Origin of the sequence: Streptosporangium sp. NPDC001559, from assembly GCF_042893955.1 — a bacterium.
Classification (GTDB): Bacteria; Actinomycetota; Actinomycetes; order Streptosporangiales; family Streptosporangiaceae; genus Streptosporangium.
The window spans coordinates 791376-817035 of sequence record NZ_JBIAVG010000001.1; the positions used below are offsets into that span (position 1 = coordinate 791376).

A 25660-nucleotide genomic window follows, 5' to 3' on the forward strand; every position below is an offset into this window, starting at 1 on the left:
GTCAGGCGGGGCAGACGACGTCCGGCACGCCTCGTGGCAGGTTGCGGCGCTCGTCCTCGCTGAGGTCACGTCCAAGGACGCCGCACAGGTGGGACTTCCACAGTTCAGGATCGAGCCGGAACAACTCCACAGATCCTTGGGCCGTGTACTCCGTGGGCTTACGGTTCCTCAGCAGGACCCTGCCGTTGTCGGAAGCCTCCATGAAGTCCTGCTTGCCGGCGAAGTTGTAGGAGGTCACCTCGACGTCACCGGAGTCGGTCATCCTCATGAGGCGTACGGAACTTCCGTTGGCCAGAAAGAATCCCGGACTCTCCGATCCGTCGTTCTCCATGATCCCCACCTGCCATTTCTCTGCTTCCATGGGTCCGAACGGGCCTAGTATCTTCCGTGCTCGCCGACGGTCCTGTACCGACCACAACTCGACCATGAGTCCCCGGGTCAGCACGATGGCATAGCGACCGCTGGGCTCGATCGCCGCGGTGATCAGATCGGGTCCCAGGCTGATCCGCAGATCCGGGTTCTCCATGTGGGTCGCCAGACGGACGGCCCGCAGAGTGTGATCATGGGCGTTCGTGATCTTTATGTATCCCGGCTCGTAGTACGGACCCACCGTGAGCTCCATGAGGTCGGCCCCGCCGAGAAAACCGTAAATGTCGAACGGATCGGACAGAGGCCGGCCGTTACGGGCGTTCCAGTGTTCGATCACGCTTCCGGAGACCGTCACCAGTTCCTCGTCCGTGAAGAAGAAGGAGGTCATCCGGAGTCGTTTCCCGTTCTTGCCGGCGGGGGGCATACGGGCGGTGAACTCGGCCACTCTGCGCAGGTGCGGAAGCTCATAGACCGTGACCCTGTTCTGGTCGGTCACATCGGCCACCAATGTCCCAGCGCGGTTGACGGTCAACAGCAGTCCCGGGTCAGGGGGCATGGCGGGAATGCGGACTTCGGAGAGTGTTCTTTCCTGCCCTCCGGTCTCCTTGATCACCAGTCGATCAGCGGTCCCGGCGCCGTTCTTTCCGACACGGATCAGCATGGTGCGCCCCTGATCGAGCAGCAGCGGCGGGCTGAACACCTGCAGTCCATCGTCGGCGAACATCCGCCAACCGATCACGCTGATCTTGTCTCGACGGACCACTACGGGGGCATCCGGCGTACCGAGCAGGGGACCCGCCCTGTCTCCGAGGGAGAGGACAGGACCTTCGAGCCGTTGTGGAGAGGTACCCGGCCGTGCGCTGAGAAGCGTCCACCTCCCTTCTCCCTCATTGACCGCGACGTGTTCGCCCGTCCGGTCGACGGCGAGCCCCTGGCACGAGCTGTAGCCGGCAGGCGGAATATAACGCGTCATCCTGTGCCCGTCGGACACGCGAAGGATCTGGTAGACGGCCTTCTTCGCGCTGGAGGGCTTCCTGCACAGGGCCAGGACCCTCCCGTCAGCCGACACCTCGGCCTCTGTCAGATCCATCTCCGACATGCCCCGGCCGTTCTCCAGTTCCCGTACGGAACCGCTGCGGAGATCGATGGACACCGGGGAGTTTCCGTCGCCCAGTCGTACGGCCACGAGCGTGTTCTCGTCCGGGCCGAACCACACCTGCCGCAGTTCGGGCAGTCGCCCCGGCAGTCGCCTGAGCCGCTGTGTCGCCAGGTCCCACACCTGTAGCCGCCCATCGGAGATCACCGTGGCGATCCGGTCGGCGTTCGGCGAGAAGTCGATGACCTTGTAGGAGCCGGAGATTCCTCCCATGACGTACCTCTGCGGGGCGGTGCCGTACAGCCGGTGCGCCGGTCCCAGGACAATGCCGTGCGCCGTGTGGCGCACCTCGTGCCAGATCGTCGTGCCGGTCCCCTCCAGCACATAGGCAATGCGCCGGCCGTCCCTGCTGACCAGCGGAAACGTCGCATACCCTGCCAGATCGAAATGCTTGCGCAGAATCCTTCCGCCGGCTTGGCGGAGGAACAACGTCGCACGGCCGAGCTCTGAGGAGGCCAGCGTCACCGTGCCGTCGGCGCTCATCCCGGCGGCACGGATCGGCCCCTGGACTCCGGTCAGCATCCAGACGGCGTCCTTGAGCTGGTCATATCGCTGCAACAACGCGTTACGAGCCTCCTGCGTCGGCGCGATCTCGTAAGCGGCGGCAGCTGCCAGGGTCGCCAGTCCCGGGTCCTCCTTGGCCATCTCCGCCGTGAAGCTCGCCAGCGCCCGTGATCTGTTCTCGTCCGCCCGCTCCGCGCTGACCAGCATCTGATCGACGAGAAAGGTGGCCAGGCCCACGATCAGCGCGAACACCATGGTCAGCGCGGTCCGCACGGCATGGGTTCGCCGCTGCGACATCCGGCTCCGCCGCCGGGCCAGTGTCAGGAACTCGCGTTGTTCCTTGGTCAGCTCACCCTCACGCCCGCCCAGCCACTGGTCGATGGCCTGCAACTGTTCTCTGTCCGGCAGCAGGTTCGCCGGCCGTCCGCCGTGCTGCCAGCGCCGTAGGTCATGGGCCAGTTCCGCCTGCCCGGTCAGGAGCTTTCCGTCCGCCTCCACCTGCTGTCGCAGCTCAGGCCAGGCTGTGATCAGTGCCTCATGGGCCAGCTCCGCGCTCTCCGGTTCCCCCTCACCGCCGTACAGCACCAGCAGCCGCCGCTCGGCGAAAGCCTTGACGAGCTCCCACTGCGTCTCGTCCACCTCGTCCCGGGTGAGCCTGCGACGCAGCAGGATCTGGCTGTCGGGCAGCATCCGCACCAGTTTGGTGAGCAGCCGTCGCGCCGCCTTTTCCTGCTCCGGCTTGCCGTCGACCTGGTCCGCCCAGGCCCGTTCGGCGTGGTGTCCCAGTGCGCCGGACACACCCTGCATCTCCTCGTAGGCCGCGTCCCGCAGGTAACCGCCGTTCCGCTGCTCCCACAGCTTCTGCAGGACGAATCCCAGCAGCGGAAGAACACCCGGCTCGCCACCTGTGTCGTCCAGAATGCGCCGGGCCAGCCCAGGTTCGTATTCCACGGCCGCGAGCCGCTCGACAGGCTTGGCGATCACCTCCTCCAACTGCCCGGAGGACATGGGGGCAAGCGGTACCGTCGCCCCGCTGAGCAGGGCGGGCCCCAGCCGTGGGTGTTTCAGAACCGCATCCATCAGGTCAGAGCGCAACGTGGCCAGGACACGCACTCCAGCGGTCGGCCGTTGTGGGAACAACAGGTCGACGAGCTCGTCAACCTCGGCCTGAGGACGGTTCAGGAGCGCCTCTGCCTGGTCAAGAACGACGAGAAGACCACCGGAGGCCGTACCACGGGTGCGATGGAGGGTGTCCGCAAGCCCCTTGTCCGCGAGCCACGTCTCGACCTGGTCGGCGCTTCGCGCACGCACGGGACCGTACCGTCCGGACCTGGCGGCCTCGTACAGCTCGGTGGCCAGCGCCGACCGCACGGAGGAGATCTCCCCGGCGTTGAACGCCAGGACCTCGTGTCCGTCCTCCCGTATCCGGGGCGCCACACCGGCCAGGGCCAACGAGGACTTGCCGCACCCCGAAGGTCCGTAAACCGTCACGGTGCGCGCTCCGCGCAGAGCCTTGACGATGTTGCCGATGTCCTCCTGTCTCCCGAAGAAGAAGTCCGCGTCACCTTCTCCGTACGGCTCCAGCCCTCTGAAGGGAGAAGGCGGGTCGATGACGGGACCGAGTTCGGGGACCTCCCGCACGATGGTCCTGGTACGCAGCGCGTAAGCCTGCTGGGCGTCGCCCACCGGCTGCGCGGCGACCAGCAGACCGACCACCGCACCCAGCGCGTCGTCCCAAACAGGACTGCCGCTGAAACCGGGCCTGACGTGGGCGACCTGCCCGCTGGCCCTCGACAGCTGCACCCATCCCTCGCCCGTGGCGCCGCTGAGCCTGCCCTCGAACCAGGTCCCACCCGGCGCGTCCCTCGGAAACCCCACCACGCGCACCCGACCACCCCGCACGTTGTCGGGATCGGCCATGGGAAGCGGGCGGGCGCCGGGTACGGGCTCCGGCAGCCGGAGAACGGCGATGTCCCCGGTTCTCTCGGCCCTGATCGGTACCCAGTTTTCGACCCGGGCCGACCACACAGGACGAGCGTCGTCGCCGGGTGGGAGCGCGCGCAGCGAGAACTCGACCGTGACCGGCGTTCCCTCAGCCACAGCCTCCTCGCAGGGCCTTTCCAACGCGGCCGAAACCACGTGAGCGCAGGTCAGCACCAGATCCGGAGCGATGAGAAAGCCCGCCCCGCCCCCGACGCCGTCCCGTCCTCTGATCTGGACGACCGCCATGGCCATGGCTTCGTCCGGACTGCTCGACCACGCCCGTACGGCTTCCGCCATCGGACCTCCTCCGCGCCTCAGGCCGGACGTCGGCCACTCGCCGCGCCTTCGCGTAGGCCCCGGAGAAATCGGCTGCGATCGCCGCACTCGCGATGACGACGTTCGCTTCGGGGACGGCGAGACACCGAAATCAAGAGGGAGCGTGATTCGCCAAACTGGTCAGCGGTGACCCGGTGCTCGGCAGGATCGCGACGTCCGGGGGCGTCCGATTCCGCTCAGCCGGTTCTCAGTCGATTGTGCTGTTGACAGGTGGTGCGCACGATCCACGTCACCTCAGGCTGTCTTCGCACCTTGCTCCAGCCTTCGGCTCCGAAATCATAAACACGGTCTGGGCAGCGGATCTCGCGGTTCGTCAAACCGCAACCGAATCCACGATAAAAGCGGGAATCGCATACGGCCAGACCCGCGCAAAGAGAAGGGGAACCGCAGAGAGGCGGAGATCTCTCACCCCGCGATCCAGCCGAAACCCGCGGTGTTGGCCTCGCCGAGGCCCCAGCTCCAGATCGCCTGGAGGGTCTCCGGCGGGCCGGTCAGTTCCACCTCGACCGGCGCCCCGGACTTGCCGCCCCGCACCTGGCCCGTCGAGCCGACGGAGAAGGAACGCCTGGCGCCGACCCAGGTGATCCGGGCCAGCGAGACCTCCGGGTCCAGGCCCAGCGTCTCGGCCTTGCGCCGCAGGTTGCGCTGGAAGCACATCGGGAACTCCCGGTCGGTCGGCAGCAGCCACGCCTGACGGGTGACGCGCTCGCCCTGGGCGTCCTTCCCCGCCCCCTTCACCACCACCGGGGTGAGCGTCCTGAGAAGAGCGCGACCCGAGGTGAACGCCGGAGGCTCGACCAGGGTGGCGTTCAGGACGCGGAAGGCCGCCCCACCCCAGTCCAGCAGCTCCCGCCGTTTGATCCCCTGAGCCATCGCGGTCACCGCCTCGAAGAGGGGGCTGCCCAGCTCCACGTACCCCCGGCCGCCGACGGCGTACCTGCCCCTGACCCGCGCGGCCCTGGGAAAGACCGGCGCGCCGTGCCCCAGCGGGACCATGCCGTACGGTCCCGCCCCCTGTGCGTGCAGGAGCCGCCCGAGGTCGGGGACCTCACGTGTCAGCAGGTCGTAGAGCAGGGAACGGCCAGGGGACAGCACCTTCGTCCACGCGAGTTCGGTGGCCCCCGTGGTGACCTCGATCCGCAACCGCATCATTTCCTCCCGCCTGTTCCGCCTCTCGTCGACTACTGATGGACGACGCCTTCGAAGCCGTCGTCCATCAGTAGTCGACGAGAGGCGGGAACGACGGATGGGGCGGTGCGGAGATGGGGCTTCCCCGGGCCAAGAGCGGGACGGGCAGGGCGAGGGAGGTGCTGGCGGGGACCTCCACATGGGCGATCGCGGCCCTGGCCGGTGTGGCCGCCGCGGTGGCCGCGGGCACCCTGCCGGATGTGATCAAGAGCTGGCTGGGAGAGCGGCGGCCGTTCCTGACGGTGCTGTGCGTGGTCGCGGCGGGGGTGTTCACCGGGATCAACCTGTGGCAGCAACGCAGCAAAGGGGTCGGCATCGTGGTCTCCCTGCCGAGGGAGGGGCGGCGGGACCCCTGGAACAGCCAATGGGTGGTCGCGGCGTCCGACCACGCCCGGCGTGGTCACGACTCCTGTTTCACCGTACGGCGGGCCGTCCCTCCGTCCGGATCCGGCGCCGAGGGGAACGCCGGGGGCGACACGGCCCGTGAGGACGCGCTGGAGGTGGCCTACGAGCTGGTGAGCGCCCGGCTGACCGAGCTGTCCGCGGCCGACCCCTCGACGCCGGTGTCCCTGTACGTCAACGCCGCCCTGCCCGACGCCTTCGAGCTGGGCGCGAAGTTCAAGTTCCACGTCCAGCGTGAGCTGCGGGGAATGCGCGAGATCCCGGAGAGGGTGCCGGCGAGGGTCACGCTGCCGCAGCGTTCCGAACGTCCGCACACGGACTTCTTCACCGCCGTCCGGATCAGTGGCCGGTTGAAGGATCCGCTGAGCCCGGCGGAGGCCGTACGGGCGGCGAGGCTGGCCGAGGTGGTCGAGGAGCCGGACTTCGAGAGCGACCCCGAGGGGCGGGCCGTCGCCGTCGTCGTGCACCTGTCGGACAACCCGCTGATGGTCGCCCAGGCGCTGCGCGCGGCGGGCACGGGGTGCGCGGACACCCGGGGAGAGTGGGCACGGTGCCGCGCCGCGCTGGTCGTCGACGGTGGCCCGGCCAACCTTCCCGAGACGACCGCCGACTTCGAACTGGTCGTACGGCATGTCTACGCGGCGTGGCGCGCCTGGACCCGGGCCAGGCCGCAGTACGCGGGTCTGACCCACCGGCTGTTCATCGCCGCCCCCACCGGCGTCGCCTTCGCGCTGGGCTGGCTGTTCGGCCACACGGTGCGGGTCGTCGAGCCCGCCCACGAGGCGCCCCCGCCCTCCCCCGGGACGGAACCCTCTCGCGGCACGTCCCCGCGCTCCCCCGGGACGGAACCTCCTCACGAGACAGGAGAGACATGCACCTCGTCATGATCGGCACTACCGGTCTCCAGCGCTACATCTTCGCCTCGGGCAAACGCCAGCAGATCGTCGGGGCGTCCGACCTGATCGCCCGGATCGAGGGCGAGTGGGCCGACCAGGCGTTGAAACGGGTCTTCCCCGGCTTCGACAGGGACGGCTGGCGCCTGGGCACCCACGACGCCGAACTGCTGGTCGCGGGCGCGGGCGGCGTCACCGTACTCGTCAGGGACGGAGCGGCCGGGAAACGGCTGGTGACGCAGATGGGGCTGCTCGCACTGAAGTCCGCCCCGATGCTGGACGTGTGCGGTGTGGTCGTCGCCTACGAGGAGGGCTCGCTGGCCGCCGCCATACGCAGGGCACGCCGGGATCTGCCGGTGGTACGCGAACAACGGTCGGGGCGGCAGGAGCGTTTCCTCCGTCTGCCCTTCGTGGAGGACTGCTCGGCGAGCGGGCTCCCCGCCGAGGGCCTCTACGTCGAGGGAGAGGGCGAACCGGTCCGTTCCGAGTCGGCCGTGTCCAGGGCGAAGCGCGAGGCGCACCCGAAGGCTCTCTCCCGGATGTCCGCCATCGCCGGAACGGGCTGGGCCACGATGGACGAGATCGTCGACCGGCTCGGGGTCGAGGCCGAGTGGGTGGCGGTGGTCCATGCCGACGGCAACGGCCTCGGCGAGGTCTTCGGCGGCCTGGACGGCCTCACCGACGGCCCTGACGAGAGCCCCGACGACGGCCACAGCGACGGCCACGGTGACAGCACCGGTGACGGCCCGGATGATGGCCCCGGCGTGGCGGGTTCGCCCCTGCCACCCGGAGAGCGGGACCGCCGCCACGCGGAGAGGATCGGCGCCCTCTCGCGCGGTGTGGACGGCTGCGCCAAACGGGCGTTCGCCGCCGCGCTGCGGCTCACCGCCCGCGAACTCGCCTCCGGCGAACCGGTCCCCGTCCTGCCGCTGATCATCGGAGGGGACGACCTGACCGTGGTGTGCGAGGGAACGGTCGCGCTGCCCTTCGCCCGGCACTACCTGGAGCAGTTCGAACGGATGACGAAGGAGGACCCCCTGCTGCGCCCCGTTCTCGCGCGACTCGGGCGGGACGGTCTGAGCGCCGCGTCCGGGGTGGCGATCGTCAAGCGCAACTACCCCTTCCACTTCGCCTACGAGCTGGCCGAGGAGCTGACCGGGGAGGCCAAGGGGGTCAAGAGCTGGAGCTCGGCCCTGTCGTTCGTCGCGTTGTTCGAGAGCTCGGCTCCCGACCTGGGCCGCATCCGGAGCTCGACCGCCCTGTCCGGCGGCGGGGGCCGGTCGGCCTCGCCGTACCTGGTGGGGGTGGGCGGTGGGGACGACAGGGCGAGCGGGCGGCGCTGGGAGGACGTGCTCGAAGGGGTCGCCGCGCTGCGGCGGCGTGATCCGGCCTCGGGGGAGGCGCTCCTGCCCGGCGGTCTCGTGCACGAACTGCGCGAGGGGATGTGCCTGGGGGAGGAGGTCGCGACGTCCCGCTTCGAGCTGGCGCGCCGCCGCTTCGAGAAGGACGCCGCGCGCACCGGGGCCCTGCGCACCCTGGCCCAGGACGGCGGCCTGACATGGACCGATCTTGAGGGGAGAACCGTGACAAGGCTGCTGGACGTGCTGGCGGCCCGGCCGTTCGTCCCGGAGGGACCGGGAAGATCGGAGGGAGGGGTCGCGTGACGGGCGAGTTCACGATCTCGTTGTTCATGGTGAGCGACTGGCGGGTGGGCACGGGAACGGGTGTCCACGGATACGCCGACCGGCTCGTCCGGCGCGAGGAGCAGTCGTCCGCCCTCGCTCCCGCTCCCCCGGTCGTGCCCGCCAAGACCCTGGTCGGCGTCTGGCGCGACTCGTGCGAGCTGGCCGCGTACGCCCTGGACAGCGGTCCCGCCGGGGTGTGGCACGACTGGGTGAGGTTCCTGTTCGGCGGCCAGTACGCCCCTGCGGGCAGGACCCCGGGGGCGACGGGCAGGACGTCGAGCCCGGCGGCGCTGACGCTGGACGGCCCGTTGCGGCTGCCCGGCAGGCTCGCCGAGGTGCTGCGGGAGCGGCCGCACGTCGCGCTGGCGACGACCTTCCGCAAGCCGGGTGTGGCGGTCGATCCACGGACCGGCGGCGCGGAGGAGGGCATGCTCCGCTTCGAGGAGATGGCCAGGGGCGGCGTCACCCTGGAGGGGCAGGGCAGGATCGACGGGTTCGCCGGACTCGACGAGGCCCGGCGGGAGACCGCCGTCGCCCTGCTGGACGCCGGGGCGCGGCTGCTGGAACGGCTCGGCGGCAAGCGGCGGCGCGGCGCGGGCCGCTGCCGGATGACCCTCGACGGTCTCGGTGTCTCCCCCGAGTGGACGCCGCCGCCGCTGGACGGTGTCCCGTCCCCTCCGGACGGTCCACGTCACGAGGTCGCCGACCGCCCGGAGCCGGCGGGTACGGCGGGCCCGGGGTGGGAGCGCGTGGAGTTGCTCATCACCGTGGAACAACCGGTGCTCGCCGCGGCCACGGTGCTAGGCAACGTCGTCAGGGGCGCCGACCACCTCCCCGGCTGGTGCCTGATGCCGGAGGTGGCCAGGAGGCTGGGTGGCGGGGCGCACGCCCTCGTCCGCACCGGAGACCTGGTGGTCACGGCGGCCTTCCCCGTGTCCCCCTCGGGGGCCGGGACGCTGCCGGTGCCCAGGGTCCTGGTGCACGAGAAGGGCGCGAGCGGCACGGTGACCGGCAACCGGATGGCGGAAGGCGGGCCGCCCGGGGGCAAGCCGTACCGGGAGGGGTACCTCGTGCCCGAAGGACCGGAGAGGTACACGGTCGTCACCCCGGCCGGCACGGTGCGCATGCACAACACCATCCAGGACGACCTGCAGCGGCCCACCCGGGAGGTCGGCGGCGTGTACGTCTACCGGGCGCTGGCGGCCGGGACGGTGCTCCGCGCCGAGGTGCGGGTCCGTACGGGCTCGCTGGGCGACGGCTGGGCACGACGGCTGGGGGGACGCTGGCGGATCGGCCGCTCGGCCAAGGACGACTACGGGAAGGTCCAAGTCACGGCCGTTCCGATCGGTGCCCCCGTCGGTGCCTCCGTCAGCGCCCCCGTCAGCGCCCCCGTCGGTGTTCCCTCTGCGGGCGGGCACAGCGGTGGCCCGCTCAGGGTGTGGCTGCTGTCCGGCCTGCTGGTCCGCGACCGCAGGCTTCGGCCGAGCACGGACCCGCGTGACGTCGCGCGGGCGCTTGAGCGGGCGTTCGCGAAGGCCGGAGCATCCGGCGTACGGCTGGAGCCGGTCACCGGGACCGGCGGGACGCCGACGCCCGGGACCGGTGAGAGCCGAGCAGCCGGGACCGGTGAGGAGGCGATCACCGCCGCCCTCGGCGTACAGCGCACCGAGAGCTGGCACCGGGGGTGGAACCTCCCCCGCCCCACCCTGTACGGCCTCGCGCAGGGAAGCTGCCTGACCTTCGGGGTGCACGGTCCGCTCACTCCGGAGGTCCTCGCGGAGGTACGGGCCGCCGGGGTGGGTGAGCGCAGGGCCGAGGGCTTCGGACAGGTGGAGTTCGACCACGACGTCCTGCTCACCCCCGTCGGCACCGTCCCTCCCACGCCGCCCGCCCCGGCCGGACCCGCCGAGCCGGTCGAGTCACTCGCGCCGGACGAGAGGGGGCACCGGGAGGCACGCGTCTTCGAGCGCGCCGCCTGGCGTGCGGAGATCCACCGGGCCTGCGAGCGGATCAGGGCCGACCGGACGTCACGCGCCCGGGTCGTCCCCGCCGGGGTCTCCGGAACCCAGCTCAACGCGCTGCGGCGGATCGTCCGTGAGCTGCCGTCCGGCCGCGCGGAAAGTGGCCTGCTCTGGCTCACCAGGAACAAGGCGGGGCGGCCCCCCTGGCCGAAGGAGGAGGTGACGGCGCTCAGAAGGCTGCTGACCGACCCCGACACGGTCTGGGCGCTGCTCGCGTTGCCGGAGGACCGGCTCGTCGTGACCCGCGACGGCATCGAGAGCCTGCGGGCCGAGCTCCGGCACGAGGCGGTGCGCGTGCTGATGGACTCCTGCCTGGCCGCGCACGTCCGCGACAAGGCGACTTCGACGAGCACCGGGAGCGGGAGATGAACCCGAGAGCGGGACGCCGTCTCACCAGCAGGATCAGGGCACGCGGCTGGCTGCTCACCACGGCGCCGCTGCACGTCGGCGGGCTGGGACACGACCCGTCCGAGCCGTTGCCGATCGCGATCGACGGCCAGGGCAGGCCGTACGTCCCCGGCACCACCCTGGCCGGAGTCCTGCGGCACTGGATGGACGGCGCGGAACCCGGCGCGCTGAACGGCCTGTGGGGGTCGGCGGAGGACGAGGGCCACGCCAGCCGCGTGGTCGTCGCCGACGGCCTCGTCACGACCGAACCCCGCCTCGACGAGCACGCCCTGCCCGCCACCCCGCTCGACGTCGCCGCCCTGGAGTTCCGGCCCTCGGTGGGCATCGACAGGGTGACGGGAGCCGCGGCCCCCGAGTTCCTGTACGGCAGGGCCGTCGTCCCGGCGGGGCACTACGTCAGGCTGGAGATCGACGTCGAGTCGGACGCGGACGCCGCCCTCGACGAGGCGAGGATGGACGCGCTGCTCACGGCGCTGCGCGCGGAGAAGGTGCGCGTCGGCGCGGCGACCGGCAGGGGGCTGGGCGCGGTACGGCTGCTCGACGACCCGTTCGAGCTGGTCGTCGACCGGTTCGACTCCCCCGAGGGGCTGCTGGCCGTGCTGCGGGACGATCCCGCGCGCCGTCGCGGGGCTGAGCCCGCGCGCCGGACCGACCCCGGGCTGCCGCCCGCCAGAGAGGTCCTCGACGTCCGGGTCGAGTGGCGGCCGCTGGCGCCGGTGATGGTCAGGGCGGGGGCGGGCGGCCTGTTCGCCGACACCCTGCCGCTCACCACCCGGGTCGACCGCCGGCACGTCACGCTCGTCCTGCCCGGCGGGTCGATCAAGGGGGTGCTGCGCAGCCACGCCGAGCTGGTCGAACGCACCGCGAGGGAGGACGGTTCCGCGCGGCGTGCGCCCGACCTCCCGGTGCGGTCCGACGCCTCATCGGCGCACAGCGCCGCCTTCCGCGCCCGGCTCGACCAGTTGCCCGCCGTACGGGCGCTGTTCGGCGCGGCCCGTGACGGGCGGGAGCGTGGGGCGGGGGCGCTGCGCGCCGAGGAGTGCGTGGCCCTGGTGACCGTCCCCGACGAGCTGTGGGACGCCGTGACCGGGGCGGACACCGGAGGCGACCCCGCCGAGCCCGAGGAGACGCGGGAGGGGGCGCTGGCCGACTCCGTCCGCGACCGGCTGGAGGACCTGGGGATGGCACGGGCCGACCACGTCGCCCTCGACCGCTGGACCGGCGGGGCCGCCGACGGACGGCTGTTCACCGTGCTCGAACCCCACGCCGTGAAGTGGGAGCCGATCAGGCTCTCCGTCGACCTCACCCGTCTGGGTTCCGGCTCCGAGGTCGCGCTGGCCCTGCTGCTCGTCACCCTTCGCGACCTGGCCGGGGGGCGGATCCCCCTCGGCGCCTCCGCCAACCGGGGGTTCGGTGACATCGAGGTCGCCGAGATCGTCCTGTCCGGCCCGCCCTGGGCACGGCCGGTCACGCTGCCGCAGGCCCTGAACTCGCCGGAGGCGTCCTCCGTGGCGCGGGCCTGGACCGACTACCTGGCACGGGAGGTGTCATGACCGTTCTGCGCGCCGCCGCCGTCACGGGTCTCACGTTGCCGCGGGCGCTGGAGGCGTCCGGCCTCGACGGCGGGTGCGCCCTGCTGACGACGCCGTCGGCCTACCGGATCGCCTCGGTGACGGGTGGGACGTGCCGCACGCCCGAGGGGGTCGTCGATCTCTCCGCCGTCTACGAGGCGCGGGTCTTCACCGAGGAGGCCGAACTGCGCTGGACGGAGGAACGCGCGGTGCTGCTGACCGAGGACCGTGCCCCGTTCCCACCCGGGTTCGACGAGGAGGTGGAGGACCTGGAGGCGTTGACGACCCTGGACAACCGCTACCTCCTGTGGGGCACGGTCGACGACTCCGCCGAGCCCGGTCCCGGCTGGGCCGCTCTCTCCTCAAGCCGGGTCGGCCGCCTGGCCGTCCCCATGGCGACGGCCGTCCCCCGGCCCGAGGGACACCACAGGCGGGTGCGGTTGCTGACCCGCGAGTACGTCGTCGGCGACGACCACGGCAACGTCCACGTCGCCGAGGAGCGGCTGATCCGCTTCGAGCCCTACCTCGTGAAAGGAACCGCGTGACGACCGGCGAAGAGGGATTCCTCAACCCCTACACCTTCGTCCCCGCCTTCCCCAGGGACGTCCTGCCCGACGCGTTCGGGGACGCCCCGCCCCCGTCGAGGGACCGGCTGCGGGCGGAATGCCTGACCGGCCGGATCGCGGTGACGCTGACCGTGGAGACCCCACTCCTGCTCCTGGACGCCACCCGCGCCGCCCCTCCCTCGACGGGGGAGAAGGACCACCGGGTCTACCCCGTACGGCTCCGCGACGGCCGCCCGCACCTGCCCGCGACCACGGTCAAGGGCATGCTCCGCACCGCCTACGAGGCCGTGACCAACTCCCGCTTCGGTGTCTTCGAGGACCACGACACCCCCTTCGGCTTCCGGCGCGAGGCGGGGTACGCCCTGGGCATGGTGCCGGTGTACGTCGTCGGGGAGGGGGTGCTCGTCCGCTTCAGGAGCGCGTTGTTCGAGATGTACGACAAGAAGAGCGGCGAGAACCTCTATCCGGACGACGACCACCACGCCCCCCGGCACATGGAGCATCTGTGGGCGGTCGTCAGGAACAACGAGGTGCTCGACTTCATCCCGTACGACTCGTCCGAGACGCTCTCCCCCAGAAGAGGGGAGACGTTGGTCGACGGTTACGCCTACGTCACCGGCCCCAACATCGAACGCAAGAAGTACGAACGGTTCCTCTACCGGGCACCGGGCGAGAAACCGTCGCCCCTGCCCCTCGCCCGGGAGTGGAAGGCGCTGGTCAAGGACTGGGAACTGCTGATCCAGAACTACCGCGACGCCCACGGCGACGACGAACTCCTCCGGAGGCGGACCCCGGACGGCAGGCCCGCCGGGCCGGACCAGCGCATCGGCGACGGGCCGGGCCAGCTCGCCTGGAGCCCGCACCTCCGTGACAAGGAGAAGCCGCTGCTGACCCGTTCCACCCTCTGCTACGCCAGGCTCGTGGAAGGCAGGGTCGATCGGCTGTATCCGGTTCTCATCCCACGGGACCTGTATTCCGTCGCCCCGGCGAGGCTCCTGGGAGAGGACCTGGCCCCGGCGCCCTCCTACGAACGGCTGTCCCCGGCCGACCGGGTGTTCGGGTGGGTGGCGCCGAAGGGGGCCGGCGTACGGCCCTCGGCGTATCGGGGACGGCTGCGCGTCGGCCCGGTCACCTGCGACGGCACCGCCGCGGAAACCGTGGACAGGTTCGAGGGGGACGGCCTGCCGCTGGCGATCCTCAGCCGCCCCAAGCCGCAGCAGGGGCGGTTCTACCTCGCGGAGTCCAGGCGGCGTCCCCAGCGGCCGATCAGGGACGGCACCCCGAAGGAGGAGTTCTACGTGGAGGGGCGGGGGCTGCGCGGCAGGAAGGTCTACTGGCACCACGCGGGTCTGGACGCCGAGAAACACTGGAGGGTCCCCGGCGCCGAGGACCCGGCACAGGCTCCGGCCGGTGACCGCCACCGGGAGTACGCGCGTTCCTGGAAGGCCGCCGACGACAGCGGCCGGCTGACCAGGGACCGGCGACGCTACGAGACCGTCCCCGGCGCCGAGCAGCGCGACTCCCAGAACCGCTCGATCAACGGCTGGGTACGGCCCGGCACGGTCTTCCGGTTCACCGTCGAGGTCCGCGACCTCGACGAGCACGAGCTTGGGGCACTCGCCTGGCTGCTCGGCCTGCCGGAGGGACACTTCCACCGGCTGGGGTTCGGCCGTCCGCTCGGTTTCGGCAGCGTCCGGCTCGCCGTCGATCCCACCGGCACCGAACTGCACACGGGGGCGGAGTACACGGCGTACTACCGAACCCTCACCGGCGACCTTCCCGCGACCGACGGCGTCGAGGTCCTGGAGGAGGCGCGGCGGGTCTTCGAGAAGGAGGCGGCCGCCTCTCCGGCGCTGTCCACGATCCGCGACGCGATGCTCACGGTGTCGCGTGGCGACCCGGCGTTGCCGGTGCACTACCCCCGCACCCGTTCGGACGAGCTTCCCCCCGGGGTTCCCGCGCCACCGGATCCGAGGGGCAGGAACTTCGAGTGGTTCACCGTGAACGAGCAGGACGAGAAGTCACCGAGAATCCGGACGAAACGCTCACTCCCCGGCCTGGAGGCCACCGCTCCCCCGCTCAGGATCTATCCGAAGAAAGCGCTGCCCGAAGAAACCATAAGAAAAGCCGCCAACGGCCCCCGGCGGAAAGGTGGTAACAAGAGATGACTTCATAAAGACGGGGGGCGGCCATTCCGGACAAGAGCGACGGCGTGCTGCTCGTCCACGCCGTCGGTGGCGGAGACCTGGGGCTCGCCTCCGCACGGACGGTTCCCACCCTCGACGACACCCCCGAGGCGACGGGCACGGACCGCAGGCCGCTGCGGAAGCTCTTCGAGGCGCTGCCGCCGGTCTCCGTGCTCGCCCTGCTGGGGACGACCAACCCGGGTGGCCCCCTCGGCCTGCCGTTCGCCCACTGGGCCACGGAGATCGGGGCCCGTCTCACCTCCGAGGAGGGATTGTGCGGGGTGCGCCTCGATCCCGGCGCGGTTCACGTCGTCGAGGTCGAGGAGCCCCGGATGGAGGCCGCCTCGCTGTCCCTGACGGCCTGGCTGGCGCGGCACCGGCCGGAGAAGGTCCTCATCAGCTACGGCTCGGGGGCGTTCGCGCTCAGCGCGGGCGCCCTGTGCGCCGCGCTGGAGACGTGCGTTCCCACCTGCCTCGTGCACATCGACGAGCCGCGCAGGCCGTACACGCTGGAACGTCCCCCGGACATGGCCGGGCACATGGAGTCCTGGCTGCTCAGGCACCGGTTCTGGGACGCGCTCGCGGAGACCGACCCCGGCCACGGGGAGCTGTGGCGGCTGCTGGCCGCCCGGCAGGCCGGGGACACCCGGCTCGCCGCGCGGACGCACGCGAGCGACACGATCACTCGGGGGGAGCTGGCGAAGTTCGCCGAGTTGCGCCCCACCATGCAGGCGGCCCTGTTCGAGCGGCTGGGACGCGGCGAGGCCGCCGACCACGGCCTGCTGCGGGCCTGGTTCGGTGACCGGCTCCGCAAACTGTTCCGCGACGACCGGGAGGAACTGCCCGTCCGGGTCAGGGAGCAGATCGAACGGCTCATCACCGCGCTCGGCACCCGGGACGACGACCGGGGCCACCTGTCCGGGCGGATCAGGCAGACCGCCCGCCTCATCGACGAGCGTGTCGACGCCTCCTGCGTCCGGTTGCTCAGGGACCAGGCGCTGACCGACCTCTACACCAGGGCGTCGACCCATCGGGCGCATCTGCTGTCCGAACCCATGGGGCCGGGGCCGTTGCCACCCGGGCTGCTGACGGCGGCCGACCAGTGGGAGCGGGGCGACCAGGGGGTCAGGCTCGTCGCGGGGACGGGCAGGACCGGCTGGCCCGTCCTGGGCAGCGGGGACGTTCTCGGACTCCTGGCCGTCGGACTGGACAGAGGCGACGGCTTCACCGACGGCCTCACCGACGGCCGAAGGGACGCCGAGGACCGGCAGGCCATCCGGGTGATCCTGACCGAGCTGCGCAGGCGGCTGGATCGGCTGCCGCGCAGGGGCGTCCCGCGACTGCGGCTGCTGGCCAGCCCCGAGGCCACGCGGCGGGCGCACGCGCTCGCCGGCTGGGTCTCCTCCGTCGCCCTCGACACCGACGTCCGGGTGATCGAGGACGTCTCCGGCGACATCGAGCGGGTCCGCGAGGTGATCGTCACCGCGCTGCGGTCCGAGGCGGCGCCCACCGGCCGCACCGGCTCGGGCAGCCCCCGCGACATCGACGAACTGCTGCTGGTGCTCAACCCCGGGCCTCCGGCGACGAACTACGGCATGATCGCGGCGAGCGTGGCCTGGTCGCTGACCGCGGCCTGCCCGCTCCACGTCACGGAACTGGTCGGTCGCGGGAACGCCGCCCCCGAACTGCGCGGCGGCCTGCCGGTCCTGGCCCGGCTCGGCGCGGACCACGTCCTGGCCCGGCTGACCGCGAGCGCCGTCCACCGGCTGGACCTGCGCACCGCCGTACGGCTCGCCGGTCGAGGCTCGTCCCGGCTGCGCGAGTCGCTGCCCGCGATCGAAGGGCTGGAGAAGGACCTGTTCGGCCCCGCCCTTCCCACCTGGACGGACGGGCGGAAACGGGCCCTCGCGCGCGGGCGTCTGGGGCTGGTCGCGGCGGCGTGCGGCGACCATCCGGGGCTGGCGGTCTACCTCGCCGTCTCCGCCCTCCAACCGGCGCTGTTCTCCTGGAGGGCCTGGAAGGACATGCGCGAGTCACATCCCGCCCTGCGGGAGCTCGGACAACGGGCGAACGAGGCCCTGCACGGCCACGCGCTGGACAGACTCGACCGGCGGGGCCGTTCCGGCAACGGCGCGGACGGCCGTGGAGACGCGCGGACGGTGTTGGCGCGGGCGATCGGCGAACTGGGCGGACCGCTCAAAGGAGATGACGAGCTTATTGTTCGCTATAAATCGCTCATCTCCCAACTCTCTCTCGTATATCAGGAAAACGGTTGACGGTAATCGGATCGACTGGAATTCTGATGCCGTTCAACGGCCGGTGCCCGCGAGCTTGAGCGGTTGTCTCCGCTCCTTCTGAGGACCTCGGATGTCGAGGTCGACGTCATGAGAAACGCGCCTCCCGAAGCGCGTCCTTTCGTCATTCTCGGAGGAGCACCATGCACCTCGGCGACCTCGCCACCCCCGATCGCTCGGCCGCCTTCCTCGTCTACCACGCGCTGATCTCCCCCACGCTGCGGGACCTGATCCGGGGTCCGCTGCGCAGGGCCAGACACGGCGGCCGTCCCTGCAGCGGGGTCAGCGGGACGCGCTGGTGCGACGAGTGCGAGCAGGAGACGAACGACCGCCTGCTCGACGGATACGCCTCCCTCCGCCGGGCGCTGGCCGGAGACCCGCCCCGCACCCGGACGGGCGAACCGGTGCGCGAGTTGGAGACGGTCGCCCGCTGGCTGGCCTCCCCCGAGGCCGCCCGCCAGGACGTCGGCCACGCGGCCCTGTTGATCCGCAGGCGGCCCGGCGACGGGGAGCCCGCCGCGATCCGCGCGGCCCGCGCCCAACTCGTCCACTACCCGCTGCGCAGCCTGGAGGCGCAGGTACGCCGCAAGATCGCGACGGCCAGGGGAGCCTCCGCCCAGCCGCTGCGCGACCTCAGGCAGGCGGACTGGGCCGCGCCGCTGCGCCGGGACCCGGTCGCCCTCGCCCTGCTGACCGACGCGGTCGTACGGCTGCGCGGCGTCACGTGCGACCTGTTCGCCGTCTCCCCGGCGGTGCTCGGCGAACACGGGCTGGACGTGCGAACGGCGCGGAGGCTGCTGCGCGACACGCTGGAACGGCTGCGCGGGCTACGTCCCGCCTTCTACACGGCCAACGTGGCCGTCCACCTCGGGGAGCCCTCCCTCCCCCACGTCCACCCGCCGACCCCGGAGGAGGTGATCATCCGCGGCGAGGAGGAGCGGCTGGCCCGCGGAACCCTGGCCGCGCTGCTCGACGACAGCCGCGCGCGGTACCGGCCCCTGATCGAGGAGATCCGCGCCGCCGTCCCGGGAGGCGGCCCCGCCCTGGTCGAGCGGGCCGCCCACGACCTCGGCCTCACCCGGAAAGCCGCGGAGAGGTTCGTCAGAACCCTCATCAGCCTGATCTCCCGCGCGAACCTTCTCTGACCCCGGTCCGGGGCGGCCGTGTTTCACGGTGATCACCCGCTGGTCGTGGAGGAACACGACTCACGAGGCGGGCCCCACCACCGGGACTATCTCCGGGGCGCCCAGGCGGATGGCGTCGGCCTCCTGGTCGGTGTCCTGTTCCTGGGAGAGGCGTTCGGCCTCGATCCGCTTGGTGTAGTGCTCGATCTCCCGTTTGGTCTGTTCGGCGTCCCAGCCGAGCGGCCCGGCCATCAGTTCCGCGGCCTCCTCCGCCACGGCCAGTCCCCGGTGGAAGGTCTCGATCGAGATGTGCGTGCGCCGTGACAGCGCGTCGTTCAGGTGCCGCGCCCCCTCGTGGGTGGCCGCGTGGACGATCTCCGCCCTGAGGTAGTCGTCGGCCCCGGTCAGCGGGAGCGCCAGGGACGGGTCCCGTTCGATCAGCGTGATGACCTCGTCGATCAGCGAGCCGTACCGCTGGAGCAGGTGTTCGATCCTGGCCACGTGCAGGCCGGAGGATCCGGCCAGGCGCTGCCGGGAGTTCCACAGGGCCTGGTAGCCCTCGGCTCCGGCGAGCGGGATGCGGTCGGTGCACGACGGCGGGACACGCTGGTCGAGGCCGTGGGCCACGGCGTCGACGGCGTCCCTGGCCATCACGCGGTAGGTGGTGTACTTCCCCCCGGCCACCATGACCAGGCCGGGGACCGGGTGGGCGACCACGTGTTCCCTGGAGAGCTTGGAGGTCTCCTCCGACTCGCCCGACAGCAGGGGCCGCAGCCCGGCGTAGACGCCCTCGACGTCGTCGCGCGACAGCGGTACCGACAGCACCCGGTTGACGTGTTCGAGCACGTAGTCGATGTCGGAGCGGGAGGCGGCCGGGTGCGCCCTGTCCAGGTCCCAGCGGGTGTCGGTGGTCCCGATGATCCAGTGACGGCCCCAGGGGATCACGAAGAGCACGGACTTCTCCGTCCGCAGGATGATCCCGGTGAGCGAGTGGATCCTGTCGCGTGGGACGACCAGGTGGACGCCCTTGGAGGCGCGGACGTGGATCTGCCCGCGTCCGCCGACCAGTTCCTGGATGTCGTCGGTCCACACGCCGGTGGCGTTGACGACCTGGCGGGCCCGGACGTCCAGTTCGGCGCCGTCCTCCAGGTCGAGCGCCCTGACGCCGGTGACCCGCTCCCCCTCGCGCAGGAAGCCGACCACCTGGGCCCGGGAGGCGACCTCGGCGCCGTAGGTCGCGGCGGTCCGCAGCATGGTCATCACGTAACGGGCGTCGTCCACCTGCGCGTCCCAGTACTGCACCGCCCCGGAGAAGGCCGTACGGCGCAGCGCGGGCGCCAGCCGCAGCGCCCGCCTGCGGGACAGGTGCCGGTGGCCGGGGACGCCCCGGGTGAACCCGAGGGAGAAGCCGAGCGTGTCGTACAGCGTCAGGCCCGCCCCGACGTAGGGCCGTTCCCAGCCCAGGTGGGTCAGCGGGAACAGGAACGGCACGGGCCTGACCAGGTGGGGCGCGATGCGCTGCAGCAGCAGGGCCCGTTCCTGGAGCGCCTCCCTGACGAGGTCGAAGTTGAGTTGTTCCAGGTAGCGCAGCCCGCCGTGGATCAGTTTGGACGACCTGGAGGAGGTTCCCGAGGCGAAGTCACGGGTTTCGAGGAGTCCCACGGTCAGTCCCCGGGTCGCCGCGTCGAGGGCGACCCCGGCGCCGACGACTCCGCCGCCGATCACCACCACGTCGAGTTCCTGGGCGGCCATCCGCCGCAGTGCCGTGGCCCGCTCGGCGGGACCGAGCCGAGCCGTGCCCATTCGCGCCGTCATGTGCATCCCCCCGGGGTACGGGTCACCGGCTTGCTCTCGGGTACCTACCCCCTCGTTCCGTCCGTTACTACCGGCTGGTAGCTATTCGCCCGACTCGACACCGAGGATGGCGAGGAAGGCGGCGGCGGCCGGGGGGTGGCCGGTACGGCGCCAGATGACGTACTCGACCCGGCTCGGCGCGTCGGTGACCTCGATCGTGACGACCCCGGTGAGCTGGGGCACGTAGGCGCTGGGGAGCATGGCCACCGCGAGGCCCGGCCCGACGAGCCGGGTGATGTAGTCAGCGGTGGTCACCTCGAAGGCCACGTCCCGGTTGAGCCCGGCGGCGGCGAAGGCCTGGTCCGACTGGATGCGCCCGGCCGTCCCCACGGGAAAGTCAACGAACACCTCACGGGAGAACCTGCGGAGGGTGACCGTGGGCTCGGCGGCGAGGGGGTGGTCGGGCGCGACCACCGCGACGAGCCGGTCGCGGGCGAGTTCCCGTACGGCGACGCCCTCGGGACGCGCCGTGGTCGGCAGCCCGAGGAAGGCCACGTCGTCGGCCCCCTGCCTGACCTGCTCGGCGAGGTCGTCGCTCGCGCCCACCCGCAGGCTGATGCGCACGTTCGGGTACCGCTCGCGGAAGACACGCAGCGCGTCCGGGATGTCCACCGCGGCGACGGTGGGGATCAGGCCGACGGCGAGCCGTCCGCGCACCTCCCCGACGGCTGCGGCGACCTCGGCCGCGGCGCGTTCCGCGGCCTCCAGGCACTGGCGGGCGGCGGGCAGGAACGCCTCCCCGGCGGGCGTCAGCCGTACCCGGCGGCTGGTGCGCTCGAAGAGTTTCGCGCCGAGTTCCCGTTCCAGGCGTGCGATCTGGTGGCTGAGGGCGGACTGGACGACCAGGCACCGCTCCGCCGCCCGGGTGAAGCCGCCGGTCTCGGCGACGGCGACCACGTAGCGCATCTGCTGGAGTTCCATGGATCCATCTTGATTGACGATCGATGAGCTGACAAACATGTGTTGGACTCATCGATCGCCGTCCCGTGAGACTACGAGGGTGACGAATCCAACGAATCTGCCGCGTACGGTCCTGACCGCGCTCGCGCCTCTGGTGTGGGGCACGACCTACGTCGTCACGACCGAGCTTCTGCCCCAGGGGCATCCGCTGTTCGCGGGGCTGCTGCGCGCGCTGCCCGCCGGTCTGCTCGCGCTGGCGATCACCAGGACGCTCCCGAGGGGCGCCTGGTGGGGCAGGGCCGCGGTGCTCGGCGTCCTGAACATCGGCCTGTTCCTGCCGTTGCTGTTCGTGGCGGCGGAACGGCTGCCGGGCGGCGTCGCCGCGACCCTGGGCGCGGCCCAGCCGCTCGTCGTCGCCGTCCTGGCCGTGACGGTCCTGCGGGAGAGCCCCTCCGTCTGGCGAATCCTGTGGGGGGCGGTGGGCGTCGCCGGGGTCGGCCTGGTGGTGATCGGGCCGAACGCGGCGCTCGACGCCACCGGGGTGGTCGCGGGCCTCGCGGGCGCGGTCGCCATGGCGTTCGGTGTGACGCTCACCAAGCGCTGGGGGCGGCCCGCCGGGGTCGGCCCGACCGCGTTCGCCGGCTGGCAGCTCACCGCGGGCGGCCTGTTCCTGGTCCCGGTCACCTTCCTCGCCGAGGGGGCGCCTCCGGCGATCGACCTGAACGCCGCCCTCGGCTACCTCTGGCTGGGGCTGGTCGGCGGCCTGGTCGCCTACGCCCTGTGGTTCCACGGCATCACCGTCCTGCCCGTCACCTCCGTCGCGGTCCTTGCCCTGCTGTCGCCGCTGGTCGCCGCCGTCCTCGGCGTCGTACTGCTCGGCCAGACGCTCGGCCCGGTCCAGCTCGCCGGGTTCGGGCTCTCGCTCGCCGCGATCGTCGCGGGCCAGCTCCCCCAGCCCTCCCGCCTCGTCCCGTCCATGGAAAGGAAGACCTCATGAGGATCGTCGTCGTCGGAGCCGCGGGCATGGTCGGCTCGCGCGTCGTCAGCGAGGCCGCGAACCGGGGCCACGACCTCGTCGCGGTGTTCAGGAGAACCCGGCCCGTCTCACCGCCCGGGGTGGTCCTCGTCGAGGGCGACGCCGACGACTCCGGCCATATGGCGGGGCTGTTCGACGGCGCCGACGCAGTCGTGGTCGCGACCCGGCCCGCCCCCGGGCGGGAGCACACCGTCGCGGCGACCACGACGGCGCTGCTCGACGCCGCCGCGAAGGCCGACGCGCGCGTCCTCGTCGTCGGAGGCGCCTCTCCCCTGCGGACGCCCGCCGATCCCGGCCTGCTCGTTCTCGACAGCCCCCGGTACGTGCCCCCGGAGGTCCGTACCATCGCCGCCGCCAGCGCCGCGCAGCTGGACGCCTGCCTGGCGCACCCGGCGCGCTGGGTCTACCTCAGCCCGCCCGCCCTCCTCGAACCCGGAACCCGCACCGGGGAGTACCGGCGCGGAACCACGACCCTCATCGCCGACGCCGACGGCACGTCCCGGATCTCCGCCGAGGACCTCGCCGTGGCCGTACTCGACGAGCTGGAGAACCCCTGCGGGGACCGGCACCTCACGGTCGGCTACTGACGGACACCCCGCAGCCGTCGCTCCGCCTGGCGGACGCGGGCCGCCGCCTCGGGGGGAGCGGCCAGGGTGACACCGGCTTCGGTGAGGATGCTCAGGTCCAGGGTCCAGGTGATGGCCGAGCGGGAGTGCCACTCGGCGAACGCGGCGTCGATGTGGGAGTCGGCCTGGCCCGCGCTCATCCCGGTGACGGCCCGCAGGTGCGCGACGGCCTGGACCTCCTTGCCCTGTATCTGCGCCAGTCCCATGTGGGTGACGGTGTGACAGTCGGTGCACAGGCACACCAGCCGCCGCAGCGCCTGGGTGCGGGCCGCCTTGTCGTAGGACCAGCGCTCGTGGGCCTCAAGCCGGCGCTGGACGACCCGGTCCTCACCCTGGCCGCAGATCTCGCAGCGGTGTGCGGCGCGCCGGGTGATCATCCGGCGCAGCCGTTCCCAGTCGCGCCGGTCGACGCAGGACCGGACGTTGGTGAACCAGCACGAGGTGGGGACCAGGTCGACGAACAGGCCGGAGCCGAAGGCACGGTCCTCACCGGGCAGCAGGTCGGGCACGTCCGGCAGCGCCGCCCAGCGCTCCAGCCCGGTCATACCGGCCTGAGGCGCGTACCACCTCCTGGCGGCCGGGTCCCACCGAGCACCCAGCGTCTTGGCCTCGTCCTTCTCGTCGTAGGGGACGTCCAACCAGAACCGTTCGGCAGCCATGCGTGATCTCCATTCGGGGGTGAGGGGCCACCTGCCATCGGATCACGACACATCCCGCCTGTCAGGCATATTTCCGGTTCTATACCTGCTCGGCGACAGCCATCCTGGTACGGCGCCAGGCCACCGCGAGCAGCCCGATCAGCGCCCAGAGCGGGACGGTGCCTACCGACCAGCTCAGGGCCATCGGCGGCCCCGGCTGCGGAAGCACCTGGAGGTCCTTCATGACACCCTCCCCCCGTCCCGAGGGCCCCTCGATGGCGAGGGAGAACCTCCAGGTGCCCTCCCTGGGCAGGGCCTGGGTGTCCATGCCCCACACCTCAAGCTTGCGCGGGTGCCTGGCCAGCCTGCTCCGGTGCTTCTGGCCTCCGGGGCCGGCCATGGTGATGGTGCCGCGTTTGCCGCCGATCCCGTCGTCGGGGGTGAAGGTGAAGTCCAGCGACTGCATGGCCCGCAGCGGCCAGGTGCTGAACCCCACGGTGACGCCGTACGGCCCCGCCTGGATCCGTTCGGTGTGCACGGTCTCGACCGGCGGATAGGCCAGGGCCGGGGTCGCGCTCGTCAGGACCAGGCCGGTCGCGGCCAGCACCGCCGCGACGGCACGCCGTGAACCGGAGAGAGAACCGAGAGGGGACACGGGTCACCGACCTTCCTGAGACGTGACGGGCGCCATCACGCGCAGCATGACGGCGAAGCGGCGGCCGAGGAACCCGGCCAGGGCCCCGGCGAGGGCGCCCACGGCGACCGTCGGCGCCAGGGGGAGGAACGACGGCAGCGAGTGCCCGTAGGCCAGGATCGTCTGTACCAGCCCGCAGGTCGTGACGAGTGCCCCGACCAGGAGGCCCGTCAGCGGCGCGGCCAGGAGCCCGGTCCACCGGCGACCAACGGCCCGCATGATCCCCCAGGTCAGCACGGCGGCCACGAGCAGGGACATCGGCATCTGCGAGGGCACCAGCGGCGCCGCGGGCACGTAGTCGCGCAGCGGCAGGCCGACCCCGGCCGCGTACGCCCTGGTCGCCCAGGGCGAGAACCACCACAGCAGGCCCTGGACGAGCGCGAACACGACCCCGAAGCCCAGGATCAGCCGGGTGTCGCGCAGGAATCCCACGGCGGTGAACACCATCAGCGTCGTCAGGAACGTGATGCCGACCGCGATGGCGTCCACCGGGCCACCTTCGAACGCCTCAAGCCCCTGCGCGGCCACCAGGCTGAAGGCCAGCGTCACGATGAGGGCGAGCACGGCGCCGACCCTGGCCCAGGGGTGCTCCATGCCCGCGGCGAAGACCATCACGGCGCCGACCATGCTCAGCGTGATCGACAGCAGCAGGCCGATGTGCGGAGGTGAGGCGATCACGGCGTCGAAGCCGTACAGGCTGTGCCACCACAGGTCGAACAGGCCGTAGAGCAGGAAGCCCGCCGAGCCGGTGCCGGAGACGAGGTAGCCGAGCGGCGCGGCGAAGGTCCCGCCGAACACCCGTACGGCCCGGCCGCCGACGGTGGCGTCGATCGCGCGGTCGTTGCGCCTGGCCGCGGTCGTCATGAGCACCACGGCCAGGCTGGCCAGCCCGGACAGGGCACTGCCCGCGTACAGGAACAGGTGCGGCAGGGTGAAGAAGGTGTCGGGCCCCACGTCGATGTGCCACTGGATGTCCCAGCTCGCGGCCGTCAGCGAGAACGCCGCGCCCAGCAGGACGACATAGGCGGGGACCCACCCCTTGGGCGTGGTCACCGCTCGGGTGGACGCCGGGGCGCGTCCGCCGATCGGCAGCGCCCCGTCAGCGACGGTCATCGTTTCCTCCTCGGTCGTTTCGTTCATGCCGTCGTCCTCACGGACTCTCCCGGTCGCCGGGCCCACGGGCTCGCCGGTCGCCGGTGGCCACCGCGAGGGCCCCGTCGGTCCGT

At 71.8% G+C, this 25660-nt stretch carries 17 protein-coding genes; 10 read left to right on the forward strand and 7 right to left on the reverse strand.

Annotated features, from left to right (window positions below):
* Position 1: 1 nt before the first annotated feature.
* Positions 2 to 4309 carry a trypsin-like peptidase domain-containing protein gene (locus ACFYY8_RS03495; protein WP_390036722.1) on the reverse strand — a complete coding sequence of 1436 codons (4308 nt, stop codon included), beginning with the start codon at positions 4307 to 4309 and terminating at the stop codon, positions 2 to 4.
* Positions 4310 to 4753: 444 nt separating this feature from the next.
* Positions 4754 to 5500, reverse strand: coding sequence for a CRISPR-associated endoribonuclease Cas6 (locus tag ACFYY8_RS03500; RefSeq protein WP_390036724.1), 747 nt, complete (start codon positions 5498 to 5500; stop codon positions 4754 to 4756).
* A gap of 110 nt (positions 5501 to 5610) precedes the next feature.
* On the opposite strand from ACFYY8_RS03500, the gene ACFYY8_RS03505 reads away from it, so the two are divergent.
* From ACFYY8_RS03505 to ACFYY8_RS03540, 8 genes are all read left to right on the forward strand, one after another.
* Positions 5611 to 6825, forward strand: coding sequence for a hypothetical protein (locus ACFYY8_RS03505; RefSeq protein WP_390036726.1), 1215 nt, complete (start codon positions 5611 to 5613; stop codon positions 6823 to 6825).
* Positions 6810 to 8495, forward strand: a complete 1686-nt coding sequence (locus ACFYY8_RS03510; protein ID WP_390036728.1) for a hypothetical protein — start codon at positions 6810 to 6812, stop codon at positions 8493 to 8495. The genes ACFYY8_RS03505 and ACFYY8_RS03510 overlap by 16 nt, the downstream gene beginning before the upstream one ends.
* Positions 8492 to 10906, forward strand: coding sequence for an RAMP superfamily CRISPR-associated protein (locus ACFYY8_RS03515; protein WP_390036730.1), 2415 nt, complete (start codon positions 8492 to 8494; stop codon positions 10904 to 10906). The genes ACFYY8_RS03510 and ACFYY8_RS03515 overlap by 4 nt, the downstream gene beginning before the upstream one ends.
* A complete protein-coding gene (locus ACFYY8_RS03520; RefSeq protein WP_390036732.1) occupies positions 10903 to 12498 on the forward strand; it encodes an RAMP superfamily CRISPR-associated protein in 1596 nt (531 codons plus the stop codon). Before ACFYY8_RS03515 ends, ACFYY8_RS03520 begins: the two co-directional genes overlap by 4 nt.
* Positions 12495 to 13061 (forward strand): CRISPR-associated protein Csx19, encoded by a 567-nt coding sequence (csx19, locus tag ACFYY8_RS03525; RefSeq protein WP_390036734.1) that lies wholly within the window; start codon positions 12495 to 12497, stop codon positions 13059 to 13061. The genes ACFYY8_RS03520 and csx19 overlap by 4 nt, the downstream gene beginning before the upstream one ends.
* Positions 13058 to 15250 carry a TIGR03986 family CRISPR-associated RAMP protein gene (locus ACFYY8_RS03530; protein ID WP_390036736.1) on the forward strand — a complete coding sequence of 731 codons (2193 nt, stop codon included), beginning with the start codon at positions 13058 to 13060 and terminating at the stop codon, positions 15248 to 15250. Before csx19 ends, ACFYY8_RS03530 begins: the two co-directional genes overlap by 4 nt.
* 44 nt (positions 15251 to 15294) lie before the next feature.
* Positions 15295 to 17544 (forward strand): hypothetical protein, encoded by a 2250-nt coding sequence (locus ACFYY8_RS03535; protein WP_390036738.1) that lies wholly within the window; start codon positions 15295 to 15297, stop codon positions 17542 to 17544.
* Between the two features lie 161 nt (positions 17545 to 17705).
* Positions 17706 to 18707: a hypothetical protein gene (locus ACFYY8_RS03540; protein ID WP_390036740.1), complete on the forward strand. Its 1002-nt coding sequence runs from the start codon at positions 17706 to 17708 to the stop codon at positions 18705 to 18707.
* A 60-nt stretch (positions 18708 to 18767) separates the two neighbouring features.
* On the opposite strand, the gene ACFYY8_RS03545 is transcribed toward ACFYY8_RS03540, so the two are convergent.
* Positions 18768 to 20501 carry a glycerol-3-phosphate dehydrogenase/oxidase gene (locus ACFYY8_RS03545; RefSeq protein WP_390036742.1) on the reverse strand — a complete coding sequence of 578 codons (1734 nt, stop codon included), beginning with the start codon at positions 20499 to 20501 and terminating at the stop codon, positions 18768 to 18770.
* Between the two features lie 81 nt (positions 20502 to 20582).
* A complete protein-coding gene (locus ACFYY8_RS03550; RefSeq protein WP_390036744.1) occupies positions 20583 to 21461 on the reverse strand; it encodes a LysR family transcriptional regulator in 879 nt (292 codons plus the stop codon).
* Positions 21462 to 21540: 79 nt separating this feature from the next.
* On the opposite strand from ACFYY8_RS03550, the gene ACFYY8_RS03555 reads away from it, so the two are divergent.
* On the forward strand, positions 21541 to 22437 hold the full coding sequence (locus tag ACFYY8_RS03555; protein WP_390036746.1) for an EamA family transporter: 897 nt from the start codon (positions 21541 to 21543) through the stop codon (positions 22435 to 22437).
* A complete protein-coding gene (locus tag ACFYY8_RS03560; RefSeq protein ID WP_390036748.1) occupies positions 22434 to 23063 on the forward strand; it encodes an NAD(P)-dependent oxidoreductase in 630 nt (209 codons plus the stop codon). The genes ACFYY8_RS03555 and ACFYY8_RS03560 overlap by 4 nt, the downstream gene beginning before the upstream one ends.
* Here the strand turns inward: ACFYY8_RS03560 and ACFYY8_RS03565 are convergent.
* From ACFYY8_RS03565 to ACFYY8_RS03575, 3 genes are all read right to left on the reverse strand, one after another.
* A complete protein-coding gene (locus ACFYY8_RS03565) occupies positions 23057 to 23761 on the reverse strand; it encodes a DUF5710 domain-containing protein (RefSeq protein WP_390036750.1) in 705 nt (234 codons plus the stop codon). The two genes, ACFYY8_RS03560 and ACFYY8_RS03565, sit on opposite strands and share 7 nt — an antisense overlap.
* A 79-nt stretch (positions 23762 to 23840) precedes the next feature.
* Positions 23841 to 24395: a hypothetical protein gene (locus tag ACFYY8_RS03570; RefSeq protein ID WP_390036752.1), complete on the reverse strand. Its 555-nt coding sequence runs from the start codon at positions 24393 to 24395 to the stop codon at positions 23841 to 23843.
* Between the two features lie 3 nt (positions 24396 to 24398).
* Complete coding sequence (locus tag ACFYY8_RS03575; protein WP_390036754.1) at positions 24399 to 25574, reverse strand: hypothetical protein; 1176 nt, start codon at positions 25572 to 25574, stop codon at positions 24399 to 24401.
* Positions 25575 to 25660: the final 86 nt, after the last annotated feature.